The following is a 20,360-nucleotide window of genomic DNA, read 5'->3' as shown; positions in this document are numbered from 1 at the left end:
TCACTCGTACCGGAGGGCGTCGATCGAGTTCTGTCGCGCAGCCCGCCTGGCCGGGAGCGTGCCGGCGAGGAACGCAATGAGCATGACCACGGCGATGATGCCTCCAACGGATGCCGGCGTGAACTGCATCACCTGCAGTCCTTCCAGATCGGCAAGCACCGTGCTGGAAAGCGCGTTGCTGATGAGGACCCCGGTCACGATGGCAACGAGCGCCCCGATTGCGCTGCCGAGCATCCCGATAAAGATCGCCTCCACGCTGAACAGCGCGTAGACCTTGCCGCCGCTCATCCCCATTGCCTTCATGAGTCCGATTTCGCGGGTTCGCTCCTGCACGCTCATGACAAGCGTATTGATGATGCCGAAACCGGCGGCAATGAGCGCGATAACGGCAAACCCGTTCAACACACCGACAATGCCGGTCAGGATGCTCTGATAGACGCCGATGAGATCGGCCACGGTCTGCGCGGTGTAGCCCTGATCTGCCAGGTCGGCCTTGATCGCGCTGATCTGCTCCTGGCTCGCGCTCTCGTCAAAATGGGCAGTGGCGAGCAGGTACCCCCGGTCGGAACCGGCGGGCATGCCGCTGTTCTGCACGAGGTCTAACCCATAGGTCAACGCCTGGTTGAACCGGCCACCGACGCCGAGCAGCGTCAGGTTCTGCACCCCGACGACCGTGGCTACCACCTCATGCATCGTCCCGTCATGGTCGGTGATGCCGATCATGACCGATTCGCCGATCGCGCTCGCCGCGTCCTCGAATCCGAGGTTGTCCAGATACGCCGCGGGAAGGAGAATCTGGTTTTCGTCGTTCGTGTCGCTCAGCTGTTCTCCGGCGGCGAGGTCTGCGCGCGTCATCGCGGTGGCGGTGCCCTCGCTCACGACCAGCTGGTATTTCCCGTTGTTGTCGTACTCGATGTATCGCGGCTGGACGGTGACCACCGCGCTCACCGAGCGCAGCCCGTCGGTGGCGGCGATCGCATCAAGGTCGTCGCGGGTGAGCACGCTCACCTCGGGACTCGCCATGCCGGCCGCGGTTGCCTGGGCTGGATCGTATGGTGCCGGACCATCGCCAAGGGCAGCGGCGTTCTCCGCCGTCTTGGACACCGTGAGCACGTCCGCGGCACCGACCGACGCGAGTTGCACATCGAGGTAGCTGGAGACGCCGGTGCCGATCGCGCTGGTGAGCGTGAGGGTGAACGCTCCGATGAAGATGGCGACGACCGTCATTGTCGTGCGGAGCTTGTTGCGAAAACTGTTGCCGACGGCGGTCTTGACGATGTCGAAGCTGCTCATGCCGTTCATGCCGTTCATGCCGCGTCCTGTTCCAGTGCTATTGCGTGGACTTCGCGTCCATCGCGAACGAACATTTGCCGGTCGCAGCTGGCCGCCAGATCCTCATCGTGGGTAACGATCACGAGGGTGATCCCGTGGTGCTTGTTGAGCGAGAACAGGATGTCTTCGACCAGACGGCCGGTCACGGTGTCGAGGTTGCCGGTCGGCTCGTCGGCGAAGATCACTCTCGGGTTGTTGACGAGCGCGCGAGCGATGACCGCGCGTTGCTTCTGCCCTCCGGAGAGGTTGATCGCCTTGTTCTTTGCCTTATCGGCGAGTTCCAGCTGCTCGAGCACGGCCATGCCCCTGGTGGTGCGCTCTCGCGCGCCGACTCCGGCGATCTTCAACGGCAGAACGACGTTTTCGAGCACCGAGGCATTCGGCGTGAGGAAGAACTGCTGGAACACGAAGCCGAAGTCCTCGTTGCGCAGCCGGTTGAGCTGCTTCACGCTGAGCTGGGATGAGTCCGCGCCGTTGATCGCAAGCTCGCCGGAGTCGGGGCTGTCGAGCAGGGCAAGCAAGTGCATCAGCGTCGACTTTCCCGACCCGCTCTTGCCCACAATGGCGATCGACTCTCCGGCCTGAACCTGAATCGAGACGCCCGTGAGAGCATCGAAGCGCGCGGTGCCGGTTCCATAGGACTTGCGGATGTCGCGTGCCTCGAGCAGCGCGGTATTCATGCTGCATCCGCCAGGGAGATTACGACGCTTCCCTTTTTCCGTCCGGTTTCCACGTGAGCGTGCGCGGCCGCCGCTTGCGTCAGGGTGTAGTGCTTGTCGATGACCGGCACATATTTCCCTGTGGTCGTGAGCTCGCCCATGAACGCCACGTCTTTCGCCATCGCGGGCGCTTTCCGCAGTCCCGTGAACGCGATGGCCGCCCTCGTCTTGCCCATCTTCGAGGTCCACAGCATCTGAACCAGGATGGGCAGCGACGGAACGGTGGTGAGGTAGATCCCTCCTGGCTTCAGTAGCGCGCGGCTGCGCCGGTAGGAGCTCTTGCCCACCGCATCAAAGACCACATCGTAGGTCTGGCCGTTTCGCGTGAAATCTCCGGCCGTGTAGTCGATCACGTGGTCGGCGCCGAGCGACTTCACGAGTTCCAGATTCGGCGTGCTGGTGACCGCGGTCACCACTGCGCCGAAGTGCTTGGCGAGCTGAACGGCCGCCGATCCGACAGCGCCCGAGGCGCCGTTGATGAGAATGGACTGCCCGCTCTGCAATCGGGCGGCGTCCCTCAGAAAGGGCAGCGCGGTCAATGCGCCATCGAAGATGGCGACCGCGTCCGCCCACGGCAGGCCCGCCGGCTTGGCGGTGATGATGCCGTCATCCGATGTGCGGACGAGTTCCGCGTGCGCGCCCAGGGTCGGTCCAACCGACCCCATGAGCTGGTCGCCGACTCGGTATCTGGTCACCGCGCTGCCCACCGAGTGCACTTCGCCGGCGAAGCTCGTACCGAGCACCGGGAAGCGCGGCCGAAACAGGCCGAAGTAGAGGCGGGCGGAGGGGTCTTTGCCTCCGCGCGCGGTGCATTCGGCTGCCGACACCACGGTGGCGTGATTGCGGATCAGGATCTCATGGTCTTTCAGGACAGGGACGGCAACTTCTTCGATGCGCACGACATCCGGCGAACCGTAGGTGCGACTGACAATTGCTCTCATGACGTTTTCCTTGTGCTAGCTGTCGCTTGGATATTGGAAGACGGCGTCCAGCGGAACGTTGAACACTTTCGCGATCTGGAACGCGACCTCCAGTGACGGGGAGTACCGACCTTGTTCGATGGCGATCACGGTCTGACGGGTGACATCTAGGCGCTGCGCGAGCTCGGCTTGGGTCATTTCCCCGTTCGCGAACCGCAACCGACGAATGTCGTTGGTCACTCGGGTTGGCTTGCCCACTAGAACCCCCGGCGGTAGGCGACGATCTTGAGCACGGAGTACAAGAAGGCGGTGAGCGCGAACGCGAGGTAGATGGTGTTCGCGATCCAGAAGTGGGGTACTTCGGCCATGGCCATCACCAGCGGCGCCACCATCAGGATGCTGAAGACGAAGAAGCCGAGGATGAAACCGCGGTGGCCGATCTCCTGGTCCCGCTCGTCCTTTCGTCCCGCCTCCTTCGAGGAGGAGATGCCGATGAACATGCCCGCGACGATCGACGCCAGAATGGCGCCGCCGATGGCAATGAGCATGGCACCGACGTAGTCGATATCGGTGACCGGGGTGCTGGCGACCTTCCCCAGAATGTAGGTGACGTAGACGGCAGGGGCGGCAATTGCCACCACCGCATAGATCCACGTGCGTTTCTCTTCGTACGACATGTAGTTCCTTCGCTCGACGGGTGAATTGTCTGGTTTTCTTTACATCCCCGAATGTATAGAAAGCTAGTCACCATGTAAAGCTTTTTTTACAACATGTCCGAAAAAACTTACGCCGAGCGGCCCACCAGGTAGTCAGCCCACAGATGGAGCGAGGTGCGCACGTCGGGGAAGTGGAGCCCGTGGCGGGCGGCGAGTGCCGCAGCCGGACCCGTCGGATACCGATCCGACGAGAGGAAGGACAGCGTCTCGGGGTCTGCCTGTGTGATGCTCCGCGGGAGCGCACGAATCAGCCACACCGGTACGCGCCATCGGGGCGCAGGAACACCCAAATGGCGCCCGATCGAGGCAAGCAGGGCGGGCAAGGGTGGGGTCGCGTCATCCAGAACCCAGTAAGAACACCCGGAGGTTTCCGGTATCCGCGGCAGGATCGTCATGAACTGCGCCAGGTAATCGACGGTGACGACCGGCACGAATGTGGTCGAGTTCCCCGGCACCGCCGGCAGGGTGCGGCGGGAGAGCGAGAGAACCGTGTCGGCGAGACCGATGAGCTGCTCGCTCTCTCCTCGAACGCTGTCGCCGATCACCGTGGCCGGATTGACGATGGTCAGCGGCACACCGAGGCGGCGGGCTTCGGCCTGGACGACGGCGTCGCTCTCGACCTTCGAGCCCTCGTACGCCCCCAATCGCCGGTACTCTCGGGCTCGCTTGGTGTCGCTCCACGGGACAGCACTCGGGTCTTGGCCGCCGACGCGATAGCCAGACAGGTGCACCAGGCGTCGAAGGTGCGGCACCTGCGAGGCAGTTGCCACCACCGCTCGGGAAACCTCGACATTCGCGGCGAACGCCTCGGAATGCGACATCCCGAAGGCAAAGCCGCCTGCGACGTTGAAGACGTCACGAACCGCGTGGAGGCCGGATGTCGCGACGGACTGCGGCGTCTGGAAGTCGACGATGACGGTGCGCAAGCGCGAGGTCTCGGTGTCGTGTTCGTGAAGCCAGTGCCGCAGGGCAGTGGCTCCGGATGCCGTGCGCGTTGCCGCTACGACGGCTTCTCCCTCGAGGAGAAGTTGCCGCACGAGCCATCTTCCGATGAATCCGGTTGCCCCGAATACGAGTGACTCGGTAGCGGCCTGCGCTGTCATGAGGCTTCGCCATTTGCGGCGAGCAGCATCCCCAACATGAGCTGGGCGTCCCGCAGCGGGGCCGTGTCTCGACGGGCGCGGCTGGTGACCATCGCCCCCTCGACCAGGCTCACGATGGTCGAGGCCAGCGGTGCTGCCGTCTCGGCGGGAAAGCCGTGGCTCGCAAGCATCTCGCGCACCGGCTCAACCCAGGAATCGTAGGCGCGGACGCACGCGTCGCGAAGCCGCTCGTTCGAGCCGCCGGACTCGATGGTCACCACCGCCACAGGGCAGCCGGTCGTGAAATCACTCGCGATCAGGTCGGCGGCCAAGGCCTCCAGAACGGTCGCGATGGCATCCACCAGCGTGGTCGCAGATGCCGCGGCCGACCGGAGCAGGTGACTGATGTCTGCCTCGGCAAGGTCGATCGCGGCGACCGCCAGCTGGTCCTTGCCGTCGGGGTAGTGGAAGAACAAGGAGCCCTTCGACACGCCCGAGGATGCCGCAACCTCGGCGACTCCGGTTCCGTGATATCCCTGCGCCTGGATCAAGCGAAGCGTTGCTCGCGCTAACGCCTCTCTCGCGGCTAGGCCCTTGGGGCCCACTTTTCGATCCGCCTGAATGGTCATGACGCAAAACTAGACCAGTCGGTCGAGTTTTGTAAAGGACGCCATGACGCGCTGCTGATGTGTAAGGATGTCAGACGTGACAGCCGATTCAGGTTGTAGGTCACGACGCACAGAAGGGGCAGAGGCGCCCCGCGCAACCCGACAGGGAAGCGCACACTACAAGGAGGTAGTCCGTGAGTTCGTCCGTAAAATCGTCACCCCGAGGTGGAGATACCCCAGCGGCAAGGCGAGGCTTGCGCCGCGTCGTCACCGCATCAATGGCCGGAACCGTCGTGGAATGGTACGAGTTCTTCTTGTACGCCACGGCCGCGACGCTGGTGTTCAACAAGATCTTCTTCCCCGAGAGTGCGGATCCACTTGACAACATCATCAAGGCGTTCCTGACCTACGCGGTGGGCTTCATTGCCCGTCCGATCGGTGGCATCGTCTTCGGACACTTCGGTGACAAGTACGGCCGAAAGGGCCTGCTGCAGGTCGCGATCATCCTGGTCGGTGTCACCACCTTCCTGATGGGCTGCCTGCCGACCTTTGACCAGATCGGTTACGCCGCTCCGATCCTGCTGATCGTGCTGCGTTTCTTCCAGGGCTTCGCCGTCGGTGGTGAGTGGGGCGGCGCCGTGCTGCTGGTCGCCGAGCACGCGCCGGACAAGGAACGCGGTTTCTGGGCGAGCTGGCCACAGGCCGCGGTTCCGGCCGGTAACCTGCTGGCCACCGTCGTGCTGCTGACGTTGTCGGCCCTGTTGAGCGATGAAGCCTTCCTCGCCTGGGGTTGGCGTGTGGGCTTCTGGCTGTCGGTCGTGATCGTGGCCATCGGCTACTACATTCGCACCAAGATCAGCGATGCGCCGATCTTCATCGAGGCCAAGGCAGAACTCGAGCAGAACGCGGCGGCCGGCTACGGCGTGGTCGAGGTGTTCAAGCGCTACCCGCGTGGCGTCTTCACCGCGATGGGACTGCGCTTCGGCGAGAACATCCTGTACTACATGGTGGTCACCTTCTCGATCACCTACCTCGCCACCCAGGTGGGCATTGAGACCACGGAGATCCTTGGCCTGATGCTGCTCGCGCACGTTGCGCACTTGATCGTGGTGCCGCTGGTGGGCGGTCTCACCGACCGCTTCGGACGACGCCCGGTCTACGCGACCGGTGCGACGCTGATGATCGTGTGGCCGTTCGCGGCATTCCCGATGTTCGACACCGGCCAGGCGCCGATCATCCTGGCCGCAGTGATCCTCGGCCTGATGGTGCACGCCCTGATGTACGCGGGTCAGCCGTCGATCATGGCCGAGATGTTCCCGACTCGGATGCGCTACTCCGGCGTCTCGCTCGGCTACCAGGTGACGTCGATCGTGGCCGGCTCGATGGCTCCGATCATCGCCGCGGCGCTGCTGAGGGAGTTCGAGTCGTGGATCCCGGTCGCGATCTACATCGTGATCGCCGCCGTGGTCACCCTGATCGCTGTGGCTGCGCTGCGCGAGACCCGCGGCTCGTCGCTGCACGACCTCGACGACATGGATCGCGCCCGCACCGCGGAACTGAACGCCGCCGGTCGCAAGTAACCGACAGCACGACGAAGGGAGGCCTGCGCGAGCGGGCCTCCCTTTCCGTTGTGGCAGACCACCGCGGGCTCAGCCGCGCACGACGGGTGCCGCGTTCGCCCCGGCCTCGCGCAGCGCCGCAAACACGGCGGTCACCACCGGGCTGCGCATCGCCTCCTCGCGCACCACCGCCCAGTAGGACAGCTCATGGTTGTAGCCGTCAGGGAGCACCCGCACGAGGTCGTCGCGGCCCTCGACGAGGAAGGTCGGCAGCAGACCGATCCCGGCACCGGCCACGGTTGCCGCCACCTGCGCGAACACGCTGGTCGAGAAGATTCCGCGGCGCATCGGCGGCAGGCTGTCGGTCGCCCGGTCAAGGTCATCCACACGCAATGCGGACTCGATGTAGTAGTTGAGTCGATGATCCGCGAGGTCGTCGAGCGTGCGCGGATGCCCGACCCGTTCCAAGTACTCCGGGCTCGCGTACAGCCCCAACGCGTAGTCGAGCACGTGCGCGGCGACCGCCTTGTGCACGAAGGGTTTGCCGATCACGATCTCCAGATCGACTCCCGACCGGTTCTGCCGCACGCGCTGGGTGGCGCTGATCACCTCGACGACCAGCCCCGGGTGTTCCCGCTGCAGCGCGGCGAGTGCCGGAGTGGCCATATATGTCGAGAAGGCGTCCGGCGCGGCGAGGCGCACCATGCCCGAGATCTCGCCGCCGTCGGCGTGCTGGCTGAGGCCGGCCAGGGCGCGCTCCACCTCCTCGGCGCTGGCCAGTGCCCGCTGCCCGAGTTCGGTGACTTCCCAGCCCGCCGGTGTGCGCGCCAGCACCCGCCCGCCCATCACAGCCTCGAGGCCCCGGATGCGGCGCGACACCGTGGAGTGGTTCACGCCCAGCGACTCACCGGCCGCCGTGTAACGCCCGAGCCGCGCGACGGCCAGGAATGTCATCAGGCTTTCGAGGTGATGGTGGTAGTCGGCGGCGGCTCGCATGCAGTCAGTGTGCATGAATGCGCATCCGAAGTGCAATTGTCGTGGCGCGCTGTGCATTGATAAGCAGACGGATGCCGCATACGGTGGGCATCACCGCTCGAAGCCGCGCGGTAAAGCGACAAGTGGACAAGGAGGTCCCGTTGGCTCAATACGGATGGATCGGCCTGGGCAACATGGGTGGCCCGATGACAGCGAACCTGGTGAAGGCCGGGCACACGGTGCGAGGCTTTGACCTGAACCCGGACGCGAATGCCGCCGCCGCCGAGAACGGCGTCGAGATCGTCGGCAGCATTGCCGAGGCTGTAACGGGTGCGGATGTCGTATTCACCATGCTGCCCAAGGGCGAGCATGTGCGCAGCGTCTTCGAGGCACCGGACGGCATCTGGGCCACGGCCAGCACCGAAACGCTGCTCGCCGACAGCTCCACGGTCGACGTGGAAACCTCGCGCTTCTGCCACGAGGAGTCGGCCAGGCGCGGCTTCCGGTTTGTCGACGCCCCGGTCTCCGGCGGCATCAGCGGCGCCTCCGCCGCCACCCTGGCATTCATGGTGGGTGGCGAACCCGAGGCCGTCGACGACGCGGTCGCCTTCATCACGCCGATGTCGGGTAAGACCATCGTCGCCGGGGCGGCGACCATGGGCATCGCGGCCAAGATCTGCAACAACATGATGCTGTTCATCGACCTGATGGCGGCCGCCGAGGGCTCCCAACTGGCCGAGAACCTCGGCCTGGATCCGAAGGTGTTCTGGGAGATCGCGTCGGTGTCATCCGGCCGCTCCTGGGCCCAGCAGACCTGGTATCCGGTGCCCGGCATCGTCGACAGCGCCGCCGCGAACCGCAACTTCGACGCCACCTTCCGCGTCGACCTGGCCCGCAAGGACGTCGGGCTGGCGCTCGACGCCGGCGCGCTCACCGGGGTCAAGCTCCCCGCCGCCAGCCTCGCCCGCGACCACTTCGACGCGCTGATCGCCGACGGCCTCGCCGACAAGGACTGTTCCCTCATCGTCAAGCAGATTTCGCCGGACGGCTCCGTCCGCGGCTACCAGGAGGCATAAGCCATGACCGACACTCTCGTCCCCACCACCACCGCCGACGTTCAGACCATCGGCCACCTGATCGGCGCCGAATCGGTGACAGACTCCGCCCGTTACGGCCGCGTGTTCAACCCGGCAACCGGTCAGCAGACCGGGCAGGTGGCGCTCGCGTCAGCTGACACCGTGCGCCACGCCGTCGAGGTGGCGGCCGCCGCGCAGCCCGGCTGGCGCAAGACCGGACTGGCCAAGCGCTCGCAGGTGCTGTTCCGGGTGCGTCAGCTGATCGAGGAACGCCAGAACGACCTGGCGGCGATCATCACCGCCGAACACGGCAAGGTGCTCTCCGACGCCAGCGGCGAGATCGCCCGAGGCCTGGAGAACGTGGACTTCTGCACCGGCCTGCTGCACCACCTCAAGGGGGATTACTCCGAGCAGGTCGCCACCGGCATCGACGTGCACCAGACGCGCCAGCCGCTCGGCGTGGTCGCCTGCATCACCCCGTTCAACTTCCCCGCGATGGTGCCGCTCTGGATGGTCACCACCGCGATCGCGGCCGGCAACGCCGTCATCCTGAAGCCGAGTGAGCGTGACCCGTCCGCGGCCGTGTGGCTGGCGCAGGTATTCCGGGATGCCGGGCTGCCTGACGGCATCCTGAACGTCGTGCACGGCGACAAGGAAGCGGTCGACGAGATTTTGGTGAACCCGACCATCAAGGCGGTGTCCTTCGTCGGCTCCACCCCGATCGCCAAGTACGTGTACACGTCGGCGGCGCAGGCGGGCAAGCGCGTGCAGGCCCTCGGTGGCGCCAAGAATCACATGGTCGTCATGCCGGATGCCGACCTGGACTCGGCAGCGGATGCCGCGATCTCGGCCGCGTACGGATCGGCGGGGGAGCGCTGCATGGCCGTGTCTGTCGTGGTGGCGGTCGGCCCGATCGCCGACGACCTCGTCGACCGGATCAAGCAGCGCACCACCGGCCTGGTGATCGGCGATGGCACCGACCCCGCGTCGGAGATGGGTCCGCTGATCACCGCGGACGCCCGTGACCGGGTTGCCAGCTACGTGGACAGCGCCGTGACCGACGGCGCAACCGTCGTCGTCGACGGCCGCGAGCAGGCCTTCGACTCCGACGGATACTTCATCGGCGTCTCCTTGGTCGACAACGTGAAGCCCGGCATGAAGGTCTACGACGACGAGATCTTCGGCCCGGTGCTCTCCGTGGTGCGGGTCAACAGCTACCTGGAGGCGGTTGACCTGATCAACTCCAACCGGTTCGCGAACGGCACCGCCGTGTTCACCAGGGACGGCAAGACCGCCCGGCAGTTCGAGTTCGACATCGAGGTCGGCATGGTCGGCGTCAACGTGCCGATCCCGGTGCCGATCGGCGCGTTCTCGTTCGGCGGCTGGAAGGACTCGCTGTTCGGCGACACCCACATGTACGGGCCGGAGTCGTTCAACTTCTACACGCGCCGCAAGGTCGTGACCACCCGCTGGCCGGAACCGAATGAAAGCCAGATCAGCCTGGGCTTCCCCACGCACTAGTTCCGCGACATCCGAACCGCCACGAATCATGCCTCAGGTGTGGTTCGTGGCGGTTTCTTGTTGCGCGAGATTTTCCTTGCAGACTGAGCGAGGCTGGCCCTAAGCTGAAAGGCTGCTCGGCGCCGTTTTGCCGGGGGCATGATGACGACGGCCTGGAGGGCGACATGACGAAGACAATCGCAACCGGATACTCGGTCTTTGCGGGTGCCGTTCGCTCCGCCCGGCGCGGCCTCTGGGCGCAGGTCTAACCCCTCCCGCCTCCGAACCCCGGACGTCACCGCGTCCGGTGGCGCGCTATCACCCGCGCCACGACGCCGAGCTCTGCAAGCAAGGAAACGACCCATGCCGAAGAAACCTTCCACCGCGCGCGCCATCGCGCGGATCTACACGTACGCGCGTCCGGCGATGCCCCGCATCGTGCTCGGAATGATCGCCGCGCTCGCCGGCGCCCTGGTCTCGCTGGTCATCCCGCAGGTGCTGCGCGCGCTGGTGGACGGGTCGCTCAGCGCGGGTGACGTCACGGCGATCGGTCCGGCCGTCGTGCTGGTGCTCGCCCTCGGCGTGCTGGAGGCGGTGATGGTGGCGCTCCGCCGCTGGCTGGTGCTCACCCCCGGAACTCACGTCGAAGCCCGGATGCGCAACGACTTCTACGCCAAGCTGCAGGACCTGCCGGTCGCGTTCCACGACCGCTGGCCGAGCGGGCAGCTGCTGTCGAGGATGACGGCCGACCTCGGCCTCATCCGACGGTGGCTGGCGTTCGGCATCGTGCTGCTCGTCGTCAACATCGTCACCATCGGTGTGGGATTCGTGTTCCTGGTGAACATCAGCTGGATGCTCGGCGTTCTGTTCATGGTGTGCTCGATTCCGCTGTGGATCTACGGATTCGTGTTCGAGAGCAAGTACTCCACGGTGGCGCGGCGCAGCCAGGATCAGGCCGGCGACCTGGCCACGACGGTGGAGGAGTCGGTGCACGGCATCCGGGTGCTCAAGGCATTCGGTCGCGGCAAGCACGCCCTCGAGAACTTCACCAAGCAGGCCGAGCAGCTGCGCGGCACCGAGATCGAGAAGGCCAAGGCGATCGCCGGCATCTGGCTCTGGCTGCTGCTGGTGCCAGACATCACCTTCGCGCTGTCGCTGTTCGGTGGGGTGGTGCTGGCCGCGAACGGTGTGCTGTCGGTCGGCGACCTGGTGGCGTTCTTCGCCACCGCGACCGTGCTGCGCTGGCCGGTGGAGTCGATCGGGTTCCTGCTGTCGATGACCTTCGACACGCGCACCGCCGCCGACCGGTTCTTCGACGTGATGGACGAGGAGAACACCATCACCGATCCGCAGACGCCGTCGACTGTTGAGCGCCCGCAGGGGCGGCTGACCTTCGACGCCGTGCACTTCCGCTATCAGGATTCGCCGGCGCGGGTGCCCGACCTGATCGATGGCGTCGACCTCACGCTGGAGCCGGGCGAGACCATGGCTCTGGTCGGATTGACCGGGTCGGGCAAGACCACCCTCACCGCGCTGGCCACCCGCCTGTATGACGTGACCGGCGGCCGCATCCTGCTCGACGGGGTCGACATCCGTGACCTCAGCAGGCAGGAGCTGCGCACGCACATCGCGATGGCGTTCGAAGACGCCACCCTGTTCTCGGCGTCGGTGCGCGACAACGTGATGATGGGGCGTCCGCACGGCACTGAGCAGGAGCTGGCCGAGGCGCTCGAGATCGCGCAGGCGCACTTTGTCTACGACCTGCCGAACGGGCTCGACACCACCATCGGCGAGGAAGGCCTCAGCCTGTCCGGCGGGCAGCGGCAGCGCCTCGCGCTGGCGCGGGCGGTCGCCGCGAAACCCTCGGTGCTCGTGCTCGACGACCCTTTGTCGGCGCTCGACGTCGACACCGAAGCGCTGGTCGAGGCGGCGCTTCGCACAGTGCTCGCCTCCACCACCGCGCTGATCGTGGCGCATCGCCCGTCGACCGTGCAGCTCGCCGACCGGGTGGCGCTCATGCAGGACGGCCGGGTCTCCCTGGTCGGTACCCACTCCGAACTGCTCGCCACCAGCGAGCACTACCGCTTCGTCATCTCGTCGCTGGACGACGAACAGGATGCGCCGAAACTGGAGGTCACCGCATGAGCGTCACCGGCGTAGAAGGAGAAGAGCGGGACGACTTCACCGCGGCCGAGAGCAACCAGGTGCGTCAGCGCTCGCTGCGGCTGCTCGGGTCACTGTTGCATCCGTTGCGCGGCACCGTGGCGCTCACCGCTGGCGTCATCCTGATCAGCACCATCGCCCAGGTCGCTGGACCTGCGCTCGTCGCGATCGGCATCGACCGCGGCCTGCCCGCGCTCCTCGAACAGGACTGGTTCCCGCTGACCGCCACGGTCGCCGCCTACCTGCTCACCGGGCTGATCGGCGCGGTGCTGATCGCCTGGTACACCGTGCTGACCGCCCGCATCAGCCAGGCGATGCTGATCGACCTGCGCAAGCGGGTGTTCCTGCACACCCAACGGTTGAGCCTCGAATTCCACGAGAGCTACACGTCGGGGCGGATCATCTCCCGTCAGACCAGCGACCTGGAGTCGATCAAGGAGCTGCTGGCGAACGGCATCAACCAGTTGGTGCAGGGCGGCCTGTACATGGTGTTCGTCGCCATCGCGATGTTCATCGTCGACTGGGTGTCAGGGCTGGTGCTGGTCGGCGCGCTCGTGCCGCTGCTGATCCTCACGCGCTGGTTCCAGGTGCGCTCGCAGAAGCTGTTCCGCCGCACCCGGGTCGCGTCGGCGCGAATGATTGTGCAATTCGTGGAGACGATGACCGGCATCCGGGCGGTGAAGGCGTTCCGCAAGGAGACGCGCAACGAGCGGGAGTTCGGCGAGCTGGTTGAGGACAACCGGGATGTCAACGCCCGCGTCATCCAACTGTTCGGAATCTACGATCCCGGCCTGATCCTGATCGGCAACGTCACCCTCGCCGTGGTGCTGCTCGTCGGCGGCCTGCGGGTGGCCGACGGCAGCCTGGCCATCGGCGTGCTGCTCGCGGTGCTTCTATACACCCGCAACTTCTTCGCCCCCGCCGAGGACATGGCGATGTTCTACAACTCGTACCAGTCGGCCGCGGCGGCGCTGGAGAAGATCTCCGGCGTGCTCGAGGAGCTGCCCGGCGTGCCCGATCCGGTGAAGCCGGTCGACCTGTGGCAGGCGAAGGGTGCCGTCTCGTTCGACACCGTGGCCTTCGCCTACACCGCGGACCGCCCGGTGCTGCCATCGTTCGACCTGGAGATCCCCGCCGGGCAGACCATCGCGCTGGTCGGGACCACCGGAGCCGGCAAGTCGACCCTCGCCAAGCTGATCTCGCGGTTCTACGACCCGACCGAGGGCGCCGTGCGCCTCGACGGGGTGGACCTGCGCCAGCTGCATCCGAAAGACCTGCGCCGGGCGATCGTGATGGTCACCCAGGAGGCCTACCTGTTCAGCGGATCGGTGGCCGACAACATCGCGCTCGGCAAGCCGGATGCCACATTCGAGCAGATTCAGGATGCCGCGCGCGCCGTGGGCGCGCATGAGTTCATCGAGGCGATGCCCGACGGGTATGACACCGACGTGAACAAGCGCGGTGGTCGGGTCTCGGCCGGGCAGCGGCAGTTGCTCTCCTTCGCGCGGGCATTCCTCGCCGACCCGAGCGTGCTGATCCTCGACGAGGCGACGGCGTCCCTCGACATCCCGAGCGAACGGCTGGTGCAGGAGGGTCTGCAGACGCTGCTGGCGGATCGCACGGCGGTGATCATCGCGCACCGCTTGTCGACCGTGTCTATCGCCGACCGAGTACTTGTGATGGAGCACGGCCGGATCATCGAGGACGGCACGCCAGAGGAGCTGATCGCCGGCGACGGCAAGTTTGCGCAGCTGCATGCGGCGTGGCGGGAGTCGCTGGTGTAGCTGGGTCGGCAGCGAGCGCGGGTGCGGGTGCGGGTGCGGGTGCGGGCGCAGGTGCACCAGAAGCACGCTCGACGCACCACAAACAAGCTCGCCGCACCAGCAATAACGGGTGCGGGGAGCTGCGAAGGGGTGCGGCGACCTGCGCAGTGGTGCGGTGATGCAGTGCGGCGCCTTGGGCATGTGCTCGTGCGCGGCGGTCGGGGGCAATCGCGGGGATCCGTGGGTCTGCGCCCTGAGTTCGACCGCAAGGTCTCGGGCTCGGGCGTGCGCCGTGGGCACGGCCGCAGCGTCTCGGGCTCGCGCCTGCGCCGTGTGCTCGGCCCCAGGGAAGGTAAAAGCGCCGACGGAAGGCCGTGATGGTGGGATTGTGGCCTTCGGAGCTCGCGATCTCCTGTTGCGGGAGCCACCTCGGCTGAGCAACTTCGCTGGTTGCGGCGCCCACGTGGCGTGGGGCCGCGCGGCGCGGGCGCGGTGTGGTGTGGTGTGGTGCGAGCTTGCGAGCCCCGTGAGCTCGAAAGCAGCCGTCCCGACGGTGTCGGTGGAGGCGCTTGAGCCAGCTTGTCGTGGTTGAGCCACCGCGCGGTGGCTCAAGCGCGACAACATGGCTCAAATACAATGCCGCGCGGAGACCACGGCACGACGCGGGGGTGGGTGCGGGCGACGCAGGTACCGCCGCCCGGGGTGGCGGCGCGAGGGTGGCGGCGCGAGGCGGGGGCTACGGCAGGTAGCGCGCCATCCGCAGGTTCACCCGGTAGCCGGCGGATGTCTCCATGATCGGGGTGCCCTCGGCTCGGAAGTGCTCGAGGGCACGGTCTTCGTGCCCGGGGGCGACGTGCCCGGAGGCGCGCACCACCCGCCACCACGGCACCTGGTGCCCGTGATAGGCCATCACCTGGCCGACGGTACGGGCCGCCCGTGAACCGAGCACGGCCGCGACATCACCGTAGGTCATGACGCGGCCGGAAGGGATGCTGTCGACGACTTCCAACACCTGGGTGGCGAAGTCGGCGCGCGGCTGGGTCATCCCTGACGGTGGGGCGTGGCCTCGGTGTCGTTGCCAGCGTCGTTGCCGCGCAGCAGCTCGTCGAACGGGCTGCTGCCCGCTGCACGGTTGCCGGAGCGGTTCTCGTTGCCGTCAGCGGGACGCGGCTGGGCCGGCTGAACCTGCTGGCCCGGCTGCGCGGTCACGTCAAACGCGGACACGGCTTCGGCGGGAACGTCTGCTGCGGGGTCGGCGAGCGCCTGCTCGAGTTCGACAACCGCCGCGTCGTCCGGGGCCGCGGTGTCGAGCGCGATCGCGTAACCGAGGTCTGATGGCGACGGGCGAAGCGGAGTTCCCTCGGTGAGGTACTGCTCGAGCGCCCGAGCACCGAACTCGTTGCCGAAGATCGGGGTGCCCTCATCGTCGATGATGCGCCACCACGGCACACCCGAGTCCTTGTACTCACGCAGTACTGCGCTCACTGCCTTACGGTCGCTTTCGACGAGCTCGGCGACCTTGGAAATGTTCAGTGCTCGCCCGGCCGGGATAGACACGGTGATTTCGATCACCCGAATCGTGAAGCCTGTTGATTCAGTCATTAGCCCAGACTAGAGGGCCAGCGCCCCAATTTTCTCGCCATACGCCGTTTCGCCGATAACTTGGAACCCGACGTTCTTAAAGAATTCCTCTGGACCGTACTCTCCGGGCTCCCAAATCGCGGTCAGTTGTGTGAAGCCGCGTTTCCTGGCCTCGTCGGCCAGCGCGAGCACCGCGAACTTGCCGATGCCGGCTCCCTGCGACTCGGCAGCGACATGCACGCGCCACACACAACTGCGGAAGTAATCGTGCTCGGCATCCGGATCGAAATTGCCACGGATGAAGCCCACGACCTCGTCGCCATCGAGCACGACCCGCGGCCACGACGTGGTGGGGTCGATCCAGGCGTCGGCAATCGCGTACGACGGAGGCGCGACAAACTGCTCCTGGCCCGGTCGCAACGTGAGGCTGTTGGCCGCCACGATTGTCCTCGCCGACAGTTCTTCCAGTCTCAGCTCGCCCATGGCAACAGGCTAGCCGTCGGCCGGGGGAGCGGATAGTGCGGATTCGCGACGCCGAATATATCTCTACGTCGAGATAGTTTGCGAAGCCTTGTAAGATTGGTGCGGCTCAACGAGAGGAAGCACCAGTGGCAAAGATCAAGGTCGAAGGCACCGTCGTCGAACTCGACGGCGACGAGATGACTCGCATCATCTGGCAGAAGATCAAGGACAGCCTGATTCACCCGTACCTCGACATCAACCTCGAGTACTACGACCTCGGCATCCAGAAGCGTGATGAGACGAACGACCAGATCACGATCGATGCCGCTCACGCGATTCAGAAGCACGGCGTCGGCGTCAAGTGCGCCACCATCACCCCCGACGAGGCTCGCGTCGAGGAGTTCGGCCTGAAGAAGATGTGGAAGTCGCCCAACGGCACGATCCGCAACATTCTCGGCGGCGTGATCTTCCGCGAGCCGATCATCATCTCGAACATTCCGCGCCTGGTTCCCGGCTGGAACAAGCCGATCATCATCGGTCGCCACGCGTTCGGTGACCAGTACCGCGCCACGGACTTCGCGTTCAAGGGCAAGGGCACGCTCACGGTGGAGTTCACGCCCGAGGACGGCTCGGAGCCGATGAAGTTCGAGGTCTACCAGGCCCCGGGCGACGGCATCGCGCAGGTTCAGTACAACCTGGATTCCTCGATCCGCGACTTCGCACGCGCCTCGCTGAACTACGGCCTGACCCGCAACTACCCGGTGTACCTGTCGACGAAGAACACCATCCTGAAGGCCTACGACGGTCGCTTCAAGGACATCTTCCAGGAGATCTTCGACGCAGAGTTCAAGGAGCAGTTCGACGCCGCCGGCCTCACCTACGAGCACCGCCTGATCGACGACATGGTCGCATCGGCGATGAAGTGGGAGGGCGGCTACGTCTGGGCCTGCAAGAACTACGACGGCGACGTGCAGTCGGACACTGTGGCGCAGGGCTTCGGCTCGCTCGGGCTCATGACCAGCGTTCTGGCCACGCCAGACGGCAAGGTCGTTGAGGCCGAGGCGGCTCACGGCACGGTGACGCGTCACTACCGTCAGCACCAGCAGGGCAAGCCCACCTCGACGAACCCGATCGCGTCGATCTTCGCGTGGACCCGTGGCCTCAACCACCGCGGCAAGCTCGACGGCAACCAGGAGCTCATCGACTTCGCGTCGACGCTCGAGGACGTCGTCATCAAGACGGTGGAATCCGGCGCGATGACGAAGGACCTGGCGCTGCTGGTTGGACCCGACCAGGCGTACCAGACCACCGAAGAGTTCCTCAACACGCTGGACGAGAACCTCAAGGCGCGCCTGGCGTAAGCCACGCACCGCAACGAAGGGCTGGAGCGGATGCTCCGGCCCTTCGTCGTTTCCGTCAGGGCGCGGGCGACCAGCGGCCGGGCCGTAAGCCCGGCCTCACTGGAACCGGCGTGCGCCGAGGCGTGAGAATGAAGCATGGCCACCGCCCGCACAGTGCTGCGTCGCTACCCGATCGTGGCACTGACCGTCGTCGTGGGCGTCGTCGGGCTGGTGCTGTCGATGACGGATGCCGCGGCCTTCGTGCCGTGGATGATCAGCCTGTTCGCGCTCGCCGTCGCCGCCCAGCAGGCCGTCCGGATGCTGCGCTCCCTGGCCCGCGGCGAGATCGGGCTCGACATCCTGGCGGTCACCGCGATCCTGGCCACGGTCGCGGTCGGCGAGTACTGGGCCAGCCTGGTGATCGTGCTGATGCTCTCCGGTGGCGAGGCGCTCGAGGATTACGCCGCCGGCCGCGCCAAACGCGAGCTGAACGCGCTGCTGTCGCGAGTGCCGCAGCAGGCACACCGCATGCTTGGCGACACCCAGACCGAGGACATCCCGGCCGAGGAGGTGGAACCAGGCGATCTGCTGCTCATCCGGCCGGCCGAGATCGTGCCGGTCGACGGGCAACTGGAGAGCGCGGCCGCGACGGTCGACGAGTCGTCGCTGACCGGGGAGAGCCTTCCCGTCGACCGGCACCGCGGCGACCTGCTGCTCAGCGGGTCGGTGAACGGGCCCTCCGCCGTGCGGATTCGCGCCACCGCCCGCGCCGCAGACAGCCAGTACCAGCGCATCGTCGCGCTCGTGCAGGAGGCGTCGTCGAGCAAGGCGCCGATCGTGCGCCTCGCCGACCGCTACGCGCTTCCGTTCACCCTGCTGGCATACGCGCTCGCCGGGGTGGCCTGGTGGGTGTCCGGTGACCCTCATCGATTCGCCGAGGTCTTAGTGGTGGCCACCCCGTGCCCGCTGCTGATCGCGGCGCCGGTGGCGTTCATGGCCGGCATGAGCCGATCGGCGAAGGCCGGCATCGTGGTGAAGAACGCCGGAACGCTCGAGAAGCTGGCGCGCGCCCGTACCGTGGCCTTCGACAAGACCGGAACCCTCACGCACGGCACCCCCACCGTGCTGCGGGTGACCCCGGCAAACGGGTACAACGTCGACGAACTGCTCACCCTGGTGGCATCCGCCGAGCAGTATTCGTCGCACGTGGTCGCGGCGTCGCTCACCGAGGCGGCGGTGCAACGCGGGCTGGTACTGAGGTCCGCGACATCCGCCCGCGAAGTCGCGACCAACGGCGTCGACGCCGTCATCGACGGCACCGATGTGGTGGTGGGCAAGCCTGCCTTCGTCGCCGCCCGCACCGTTCCGTTCGCGCGGGTCGCGCTCGGCGCCGGCGAGATGGCCGTCTACGTCGGAATCGGCGACCGGTACGCCGGCTCGATCGTGCTGCGCGACATCCTGCGCGCCGAGGCCGGACCCACCCTCGCCGCGCTCGCCACACAGGGCGTGCGCAAGACCATGATGCTGACCGGGGATGTCGCGTCGACCGCCCAGCACATCGCCGATGAGATCGGCATCACCGATGTTCAGGCGGAATGCCTACCCGAAGACAAGGTGCGGATCGTGAAGGCCGCCCAGCCGCGGCCGGTGATCATGGTCGGCGACGGGGTGAACGATGCGCCGGTGCTCGCGGTGGCCGATGTCGGCATCGCAATGGGGGCGAAGGGGTCGACGGCGGCGAGCGAGTCGGCCGACGTGGTGATCCTGCTCGACGACCTGTCGCGGGCGGCGCGGGCGGTGGACATCGGCCAGCGCACCGTATTGATCGCCCTGCAGAGCATCTGGATCGGCATCGCGCTGAGCGTGGTGCTGATGGTGATCGCCGCGTTCGGGCTGCTGCCGGCCATTGTCGGGGCGTCGCTGCAGGAGGTCGTCGACCTGGTGACCATCCTGAACGCGCTGCGGGCGCTGACGCCGGGCCGCAAGTCGCGGACCGTGCTCGGTGGGATCGCTCCGCGCGGAACGCAAAACGGCCGAAGCCCGCAGGCTTCGGCCGTTTCGGTGATCAACGATCGGCCGGCTACTCGGAAGCCTCGACCGTGATCTCCTTCTGCTGTTCGGACATGTTCGGTGCCGTTACCTCGATCTTGCGCGGCTTGGCCTTCTCGCTGACCGGAATCATCACGCTCAGCACGCCGTTGTCGTAGTGCGCGCTGATCTTATCTCGGTCGATGCCGTCACCCAGGGTGAGCTGGCGCAGGAACGATCCGCCCATGCGCTCGCGGGTGATCCACTTGACGCCCTCCTGGCCGCGGACGGTGCGCTCGGCGCGGATCGTCAGCAGCTGGCCATCGACGTCCACATCAACCGAGCCCGGGTCGATGCCCGGCAGATCAGCGGTGAGCACGTAGTGGTCGCCTTCGCGGTAGAGGTCCATCGGCATCACACGCGGACTGCGGTCGAGCAGCGTGCTGGTGACGCGGTCCAGGTCGCGGAATGGGTCAAAGTACATGGCCATTGTTCACAACTCCTTCTGTACGCCAGAGTTGAGTCCCTTCGACTCA

At 66.3% G+C, this 20,360-nt stretch carries 19 protein-coding genes; 7 read left to right on the top strand and 12 right to left on the bottom strand.

The window, feature by feature from the left end; all coding sequences use genetic code 11:
- The 7 genes from HCT51_RS14360 to HCT51_RS14330 form a co-directional block, all read right to left on the bottom strand.
- On the bottom strand, positions 1-1,311 hold the full coding sequence (locus HCT51_RS14360) for an ABC transporter permease (protein WP_224760518.1): 1,311 nt from the start codon (positions 1,309-1,311) through the stop codon (positions 1-3).
- On the bottom strand, positions 1,308-2,012 hold the full coding sequence (locus HCT51_RS14355) for an ABC transporter ATP-binding protein (protein WP_166877307.1): 705 nt from the start codon (positions 2,010-2,012) through the stop codon (positions 1,308-1,310). The genes HCT51_RS14360 and HCT51_RS14355 overlap by 4 nt, the downstream gene beginning before the upstream one ends.
- The gene (locus HCT51_RS14350) at positions 2,009-2,992 is read right to left on the bottom strand and encodes an NAD(P)-dependent alcohol dehydrogenase (RefSeq protein WP_166877310.1); all 984 of its coding nucleotides are present in this window, start codon (positions 2,990-2,992) and stop codon (positions 2,009-2,011) included. Before HCT51_RS14350 ends, HCT51_RS14355 begins: the two co-directional genes overlap by 4 nt.
- 15 nt (positions 2,993-3,007) lie before the next feature.
- Positions 3,008-3,229, bottom strand: a complete 222-nt coding sequence (locus tag HCT51_RS14345; RefSeq protein ID WP_166877314.1) for a helix-turn-helix transcriptional regulator — start codon at positions 3,227-3,229, stop codon at positions 3,008-3,010.
- On the bottom strand, positions 3,229-3,648 hold the full coding sequence (locus HCT51_RS14340) for a hypothetical protein (protein ID WP_166877317.1): 420 nt from the start codon (positions 3,646-3,648) through the stop codon (positions 3,229-3,231). Before HCT51_RS14340 ends, HCT51_RS14345 begins: the two co-directional genes overlap by 1 nt.
- A 107-nt stretch (positions 3,649-3,755) precedes the next feature.
- Positions 3,756-4,790, bottom strand: a complete 1,035-nt coding sequence (locus HCT51_RS14335; protein ID WP_166877320.1) for an SDR family oxidoreductase — start codon at positions 4,788-4,790, stop codon at positions 3,756-3,758.
- Entirely contained in the window at positions 4,787-5,398 is a 612-nt protein-coding gene (locus tag HCT51_RS14330; RefSeq protein ID WP_224760517.1) for a TetR/AcrR family transcriptional regulator, read from the bottom strand. The genes HCT51_RS14335 and HCT51_RS14330 overlap by 4 nt, the downstream gene beginning before the upstream one ends.
- Before the next feature lie 257 nt (positions 5,399-5,655).
- Here HCT51_RS14330 and HCT51_RS14325 point away from each other — a divergent pair, with 257 nt between their 5' ends.
- Positions 5,656-6,957 carry an MFS transporter gene (locus HCT51_RS14325; RefSeq protein ID WP_166877926.1) on the top strand — a complete coding sequence of 434 codons (1,302 nt, stop codon included), beginning with the start codon at positions 5,656-5,658 and terminating at the stop codon, positions 6,955-6,957.
- A gap of 69 nt (positions 6,958-7,026) precedes the next feature.
- Here HCT51_RS14325 and HCT51_RS14320 read toward each other — a convergent pair whose 3' ends face one another.
- The gene (locus tag HCT51_RS14320; protein WP_224760516.1) at positions 7,027-7,932 is read right to left on the bottom strand and encodes a LysR family transcriptional regulator; all 906 of its coding nucleotides are present in this window, start codon (positions 7,930-7,932) and stop codon (positions 7,027-7,029) included.
- 140 nt (positions 7,933-8,072) lie between these two features.
- Between HCT51_RS14320 and mmsB the strand changes: the two genes are divergently transcribed.
- The 4 genes from mmsB to HCT51_RS14300 all read left to right on the top strand — a co-directional run bounded on the left by mmsB (position 8,073) and on the right by HCT51_RS14300 (position 14,434).
- Positions 8,073-8,987, top strand: a complete 915-nt coding sequence (gene mmsB, locus HCT51_RS14315) for a 3-hydroxyisobutyrate dehydrogenase (RefSeq protein WP_166877326.1) — start codon at positions 8,073-8,075, stop codon at positions 8,985-8,987.
- 3 nt (positions 8,988-8,990) lie between these two features.
- Positions 8,991-10,508 (top strand): CoA-acylating methylmalonate-semialdehyde dehydrogenase, encoded by a 1,518-nt coding sequence (locus tag HCT51_RS14310; protein WP_166877329.1) that lies wholly within the window; start codon positions 8,991-8,993, stop codon positions 10,506-10,508.
- A 342-nt stretch (positions 10,509-10,850) separates the two neighbouring features.
- Positions 10,851-12,632, top strand: coding sequence for an ABC transporter ATP-binding protein (locus tag HCT51_RS14305; RefSeq protein ID WP_166877332.1), 1,782 nt, complete (start codon positions 10,851-10,853; stop codon positions 12,630-12,632).
- Entirely contained in the window at positions 12,629-14,434 is a 1,806-nt protein-coding gene (locus HCT51_RS14300; protein WP_166877334.1) for an ABC transporter ATP-binding protein, read from the top strand. The genes HCT51_RS14305 and HCT51_RS14300 overlap by 4 nt, the downstream gene beginning before the upstream one ends.
- A gap of 715 nt (positions 14,435-15,149) precedes the next feature.
- On the opposite strand, the gene HCT51_RS14295 is transcribed toward HCT51_RS14300, so the two are convergent.
- The 3 genes from HCT51_RS14295 to HCT51_RS14285 are packed head-to-tail and all read right to left on the bottom strand — an operon-like array spanning position 15,150 to position 16,477.
- The gene (locus HCT51_RS14295) at positions 15,150-15,458 is read right to left on the bottom strand and encodes an MGMT family protein (protein ID WP_166877337.1); all 309 of its coding nucleotides are present in this window, start codon (positions 15,456-15,458) and stop codon (positions 15,150-15,152) included.
- Positions 15,455-16,015, bottom strand: a complete 561-nt coding sequence (locus tag HCT51_RS14290; protein WP_166877340.1) for an MGMT family protein — start codon at positions 16,013-16,015, stop codon at positions 15,455-15,457. Before HCT51_RS14290 ends, HCT51_RS14295 begins: the two co-directional genes overlap by 4 nt.
- Before the next feature lie 9 nt (positions 16,016-16,024).
- Positions 16,025-16,477, bottom strand: a complete 453-nt coding sequence (locus HCT51_RS14285) for a GNAT family N-acetyltransferase (RefSeq protein WP_166877342.1) — start codon at positions 16,475-16,477, stop codon at positions 16,025-16,027.
- Between the two features lie 125 nt (positions 16,478-16,602).
- Between HCT51_RS14285 and HCT51_RS14280 the strand changes: the two genes are divergently transcribed.
- Positions 16,603-17,817: an NADP-dependent isocitrate dehydrogenase gene (locus HCT51_RS14280; protein WP_166877345.1), complete on the top strand. Its 1,215-nt coding sequence runs from the start codon at positions 16,603-16,605 to the stop codon at positions 17,815-17,817.
- 135 nt (positions 17,818-17,952) lie between these two features.
- Entirely contained in the window at positions 17,953-19,899 is a 1,947-nt protein-coding gene (locus HCT51_RS14275) for a heavy metal translocating P-type ATPase (protein WP_166877350.1), read from the top strand.
- Here the strand turns inward: HCT51_RS14275 and HCT51_RS14270 are convergent.
- A complete protein-coding gene (locus HCT51_RS14270; protein WP_166877353.1) occupies positions 19,877-20,314 on the bottom strand; it encodes an Hsp20/alpha crystallin family protein in 438 nt (145 codons plus the stop codon). The two genes, HCT51_RS14275 and HCT51_RS14270, sit on opposite strands and share 23 nt — an antisense overlap.
- Between the last annotated feature and the right edge of the window lie 46 nt (positions 20,315-20,360).

Origin of the sequence: Salinibacterium sp. ZJ450, from assembly GCF_011751885.2 — a bacterium.
Lineage (GTDB): Bacteria > Actinomycetota > Actinomycetes > Actinomycetales > Microbacteriaceae > Ruicaihuangia.
Note: the sequence above shows the minus strand (reverse complement) of the source record. Positions and strands in the feature narration are given on the sequence as shown.

Bases quoted from the DNA above. Each gene is read 5' to 3' on its own strand.
- HCT51_RS14360 (WP_224760518.1), bottom strand. From the start codon at position 1,311: ATGAACGGCATGAACGGCATGAGCAGCTTCGACATCGTCAAGACCGCC.
- HCT51_RS14355 (WP_166877307.1), bottom strand. From the start codon at position 2,012: ATGAATACCGCGCTGCTCGAGGCACGCGACATCCGCAAGTCCTATGGA.
- HCT51_RS14350 (WP_166877310.1), bottom strand. From the start codon at position 2,992: ATGAGAGCAATTGTCAGTCGCACCTACGGTTCGCCGGATGTCGTGCGC.
- HCT51_RS14340 (WP_166877317.1), bottom strand. From the start codon at position 3,648: ATGTCGTACGAAGAGAAACGCACGTGGATCTATGCGGTGGTGGCAATT.
- HCT51_RS14335 (WP_166877320.1), bottom strand. From the start codon at position 4,790: ATGACAGCGCAGGCCGCTACCGAGTCACTCGTATTCGGGGCAACCGGA.
- HCT51_RS14330 (WP_224760517.1), bottom strand. From the start codon at position 5,398: ATGACCATTCAGGCGGATCGAAAAGTGGGCCCCAAGGGCCTAGCCGCG.
- HCT51_RS14325 (WP_166877926.1), top strand. From the start codon at position 5,656: ATGGCCGGAACCGTCGTGGAATGGTACGAGTTCTTCTTGTACGCCACG.
- HCT51_RS14320 (WP_224760516.1), bottom strand. From the start codon at position 7,932: ATGCGAGCCGCCGCCGACTACCACCATCACCTCGAAAGCCTGATGACA.
- HCT51_RS14310 (WP_166877329.1), top strand. From the start codon at position 8,991: ATGACCGACACTCTCGTCCCCACCACCACCGCCGACGTTCAGACCATC.
- HCT51_RS14305 (WP_166877332.1), top strand. From the start codon at position 10,851: ATGCCGAAGAAACCTTCCACCGCGCGCGCCATCGCGCGGATCTACACG.
- HCT51_RS14300 (WP_166877334.1), top strand. From the start codon at position 12,629: ATGAGCGTCACCGGCGTAGAAGGAGAAGAGCGGGACGACTTCACCGCG.
- HCT51_RS14295 (WP_166877337.1), bottom strand. From the start codon at position 15,458: ATGACCCAGCCGCGCGCCGACTTCGCCACCCAGGTGTTGGAAGTCGTC.
- HCT51_RS14290 (WP_166877340.1), bottom strand. From the start codon at position 16,015: ATGACTGAATCAACAGGCTTCACGATTCGGGTGATCGAAATCACCGTG.
- HCT51_RS14285 (WP_166877342.1), bottom strand. From the start codon at position 16,477: ATGGGCGAGCTGAGACTGGAAGAACTGTCGGCGAGGACAATCGTGGCG.
- HCT51_RS14275 (WP_166877350.1), top strand. From the start codon at position 17,953: ATGGCCACCGCCCGCACAGTGCTGCGTCGCTACCCGATCGTGGCACTG.
- HCT51_RS14270 (WP_166877353.1), bottom strand. From the start codon at position 20,314: ATGGCCATGTACTTTGACCCATTCCGCGACCTGGACCGCGTCACCAGC.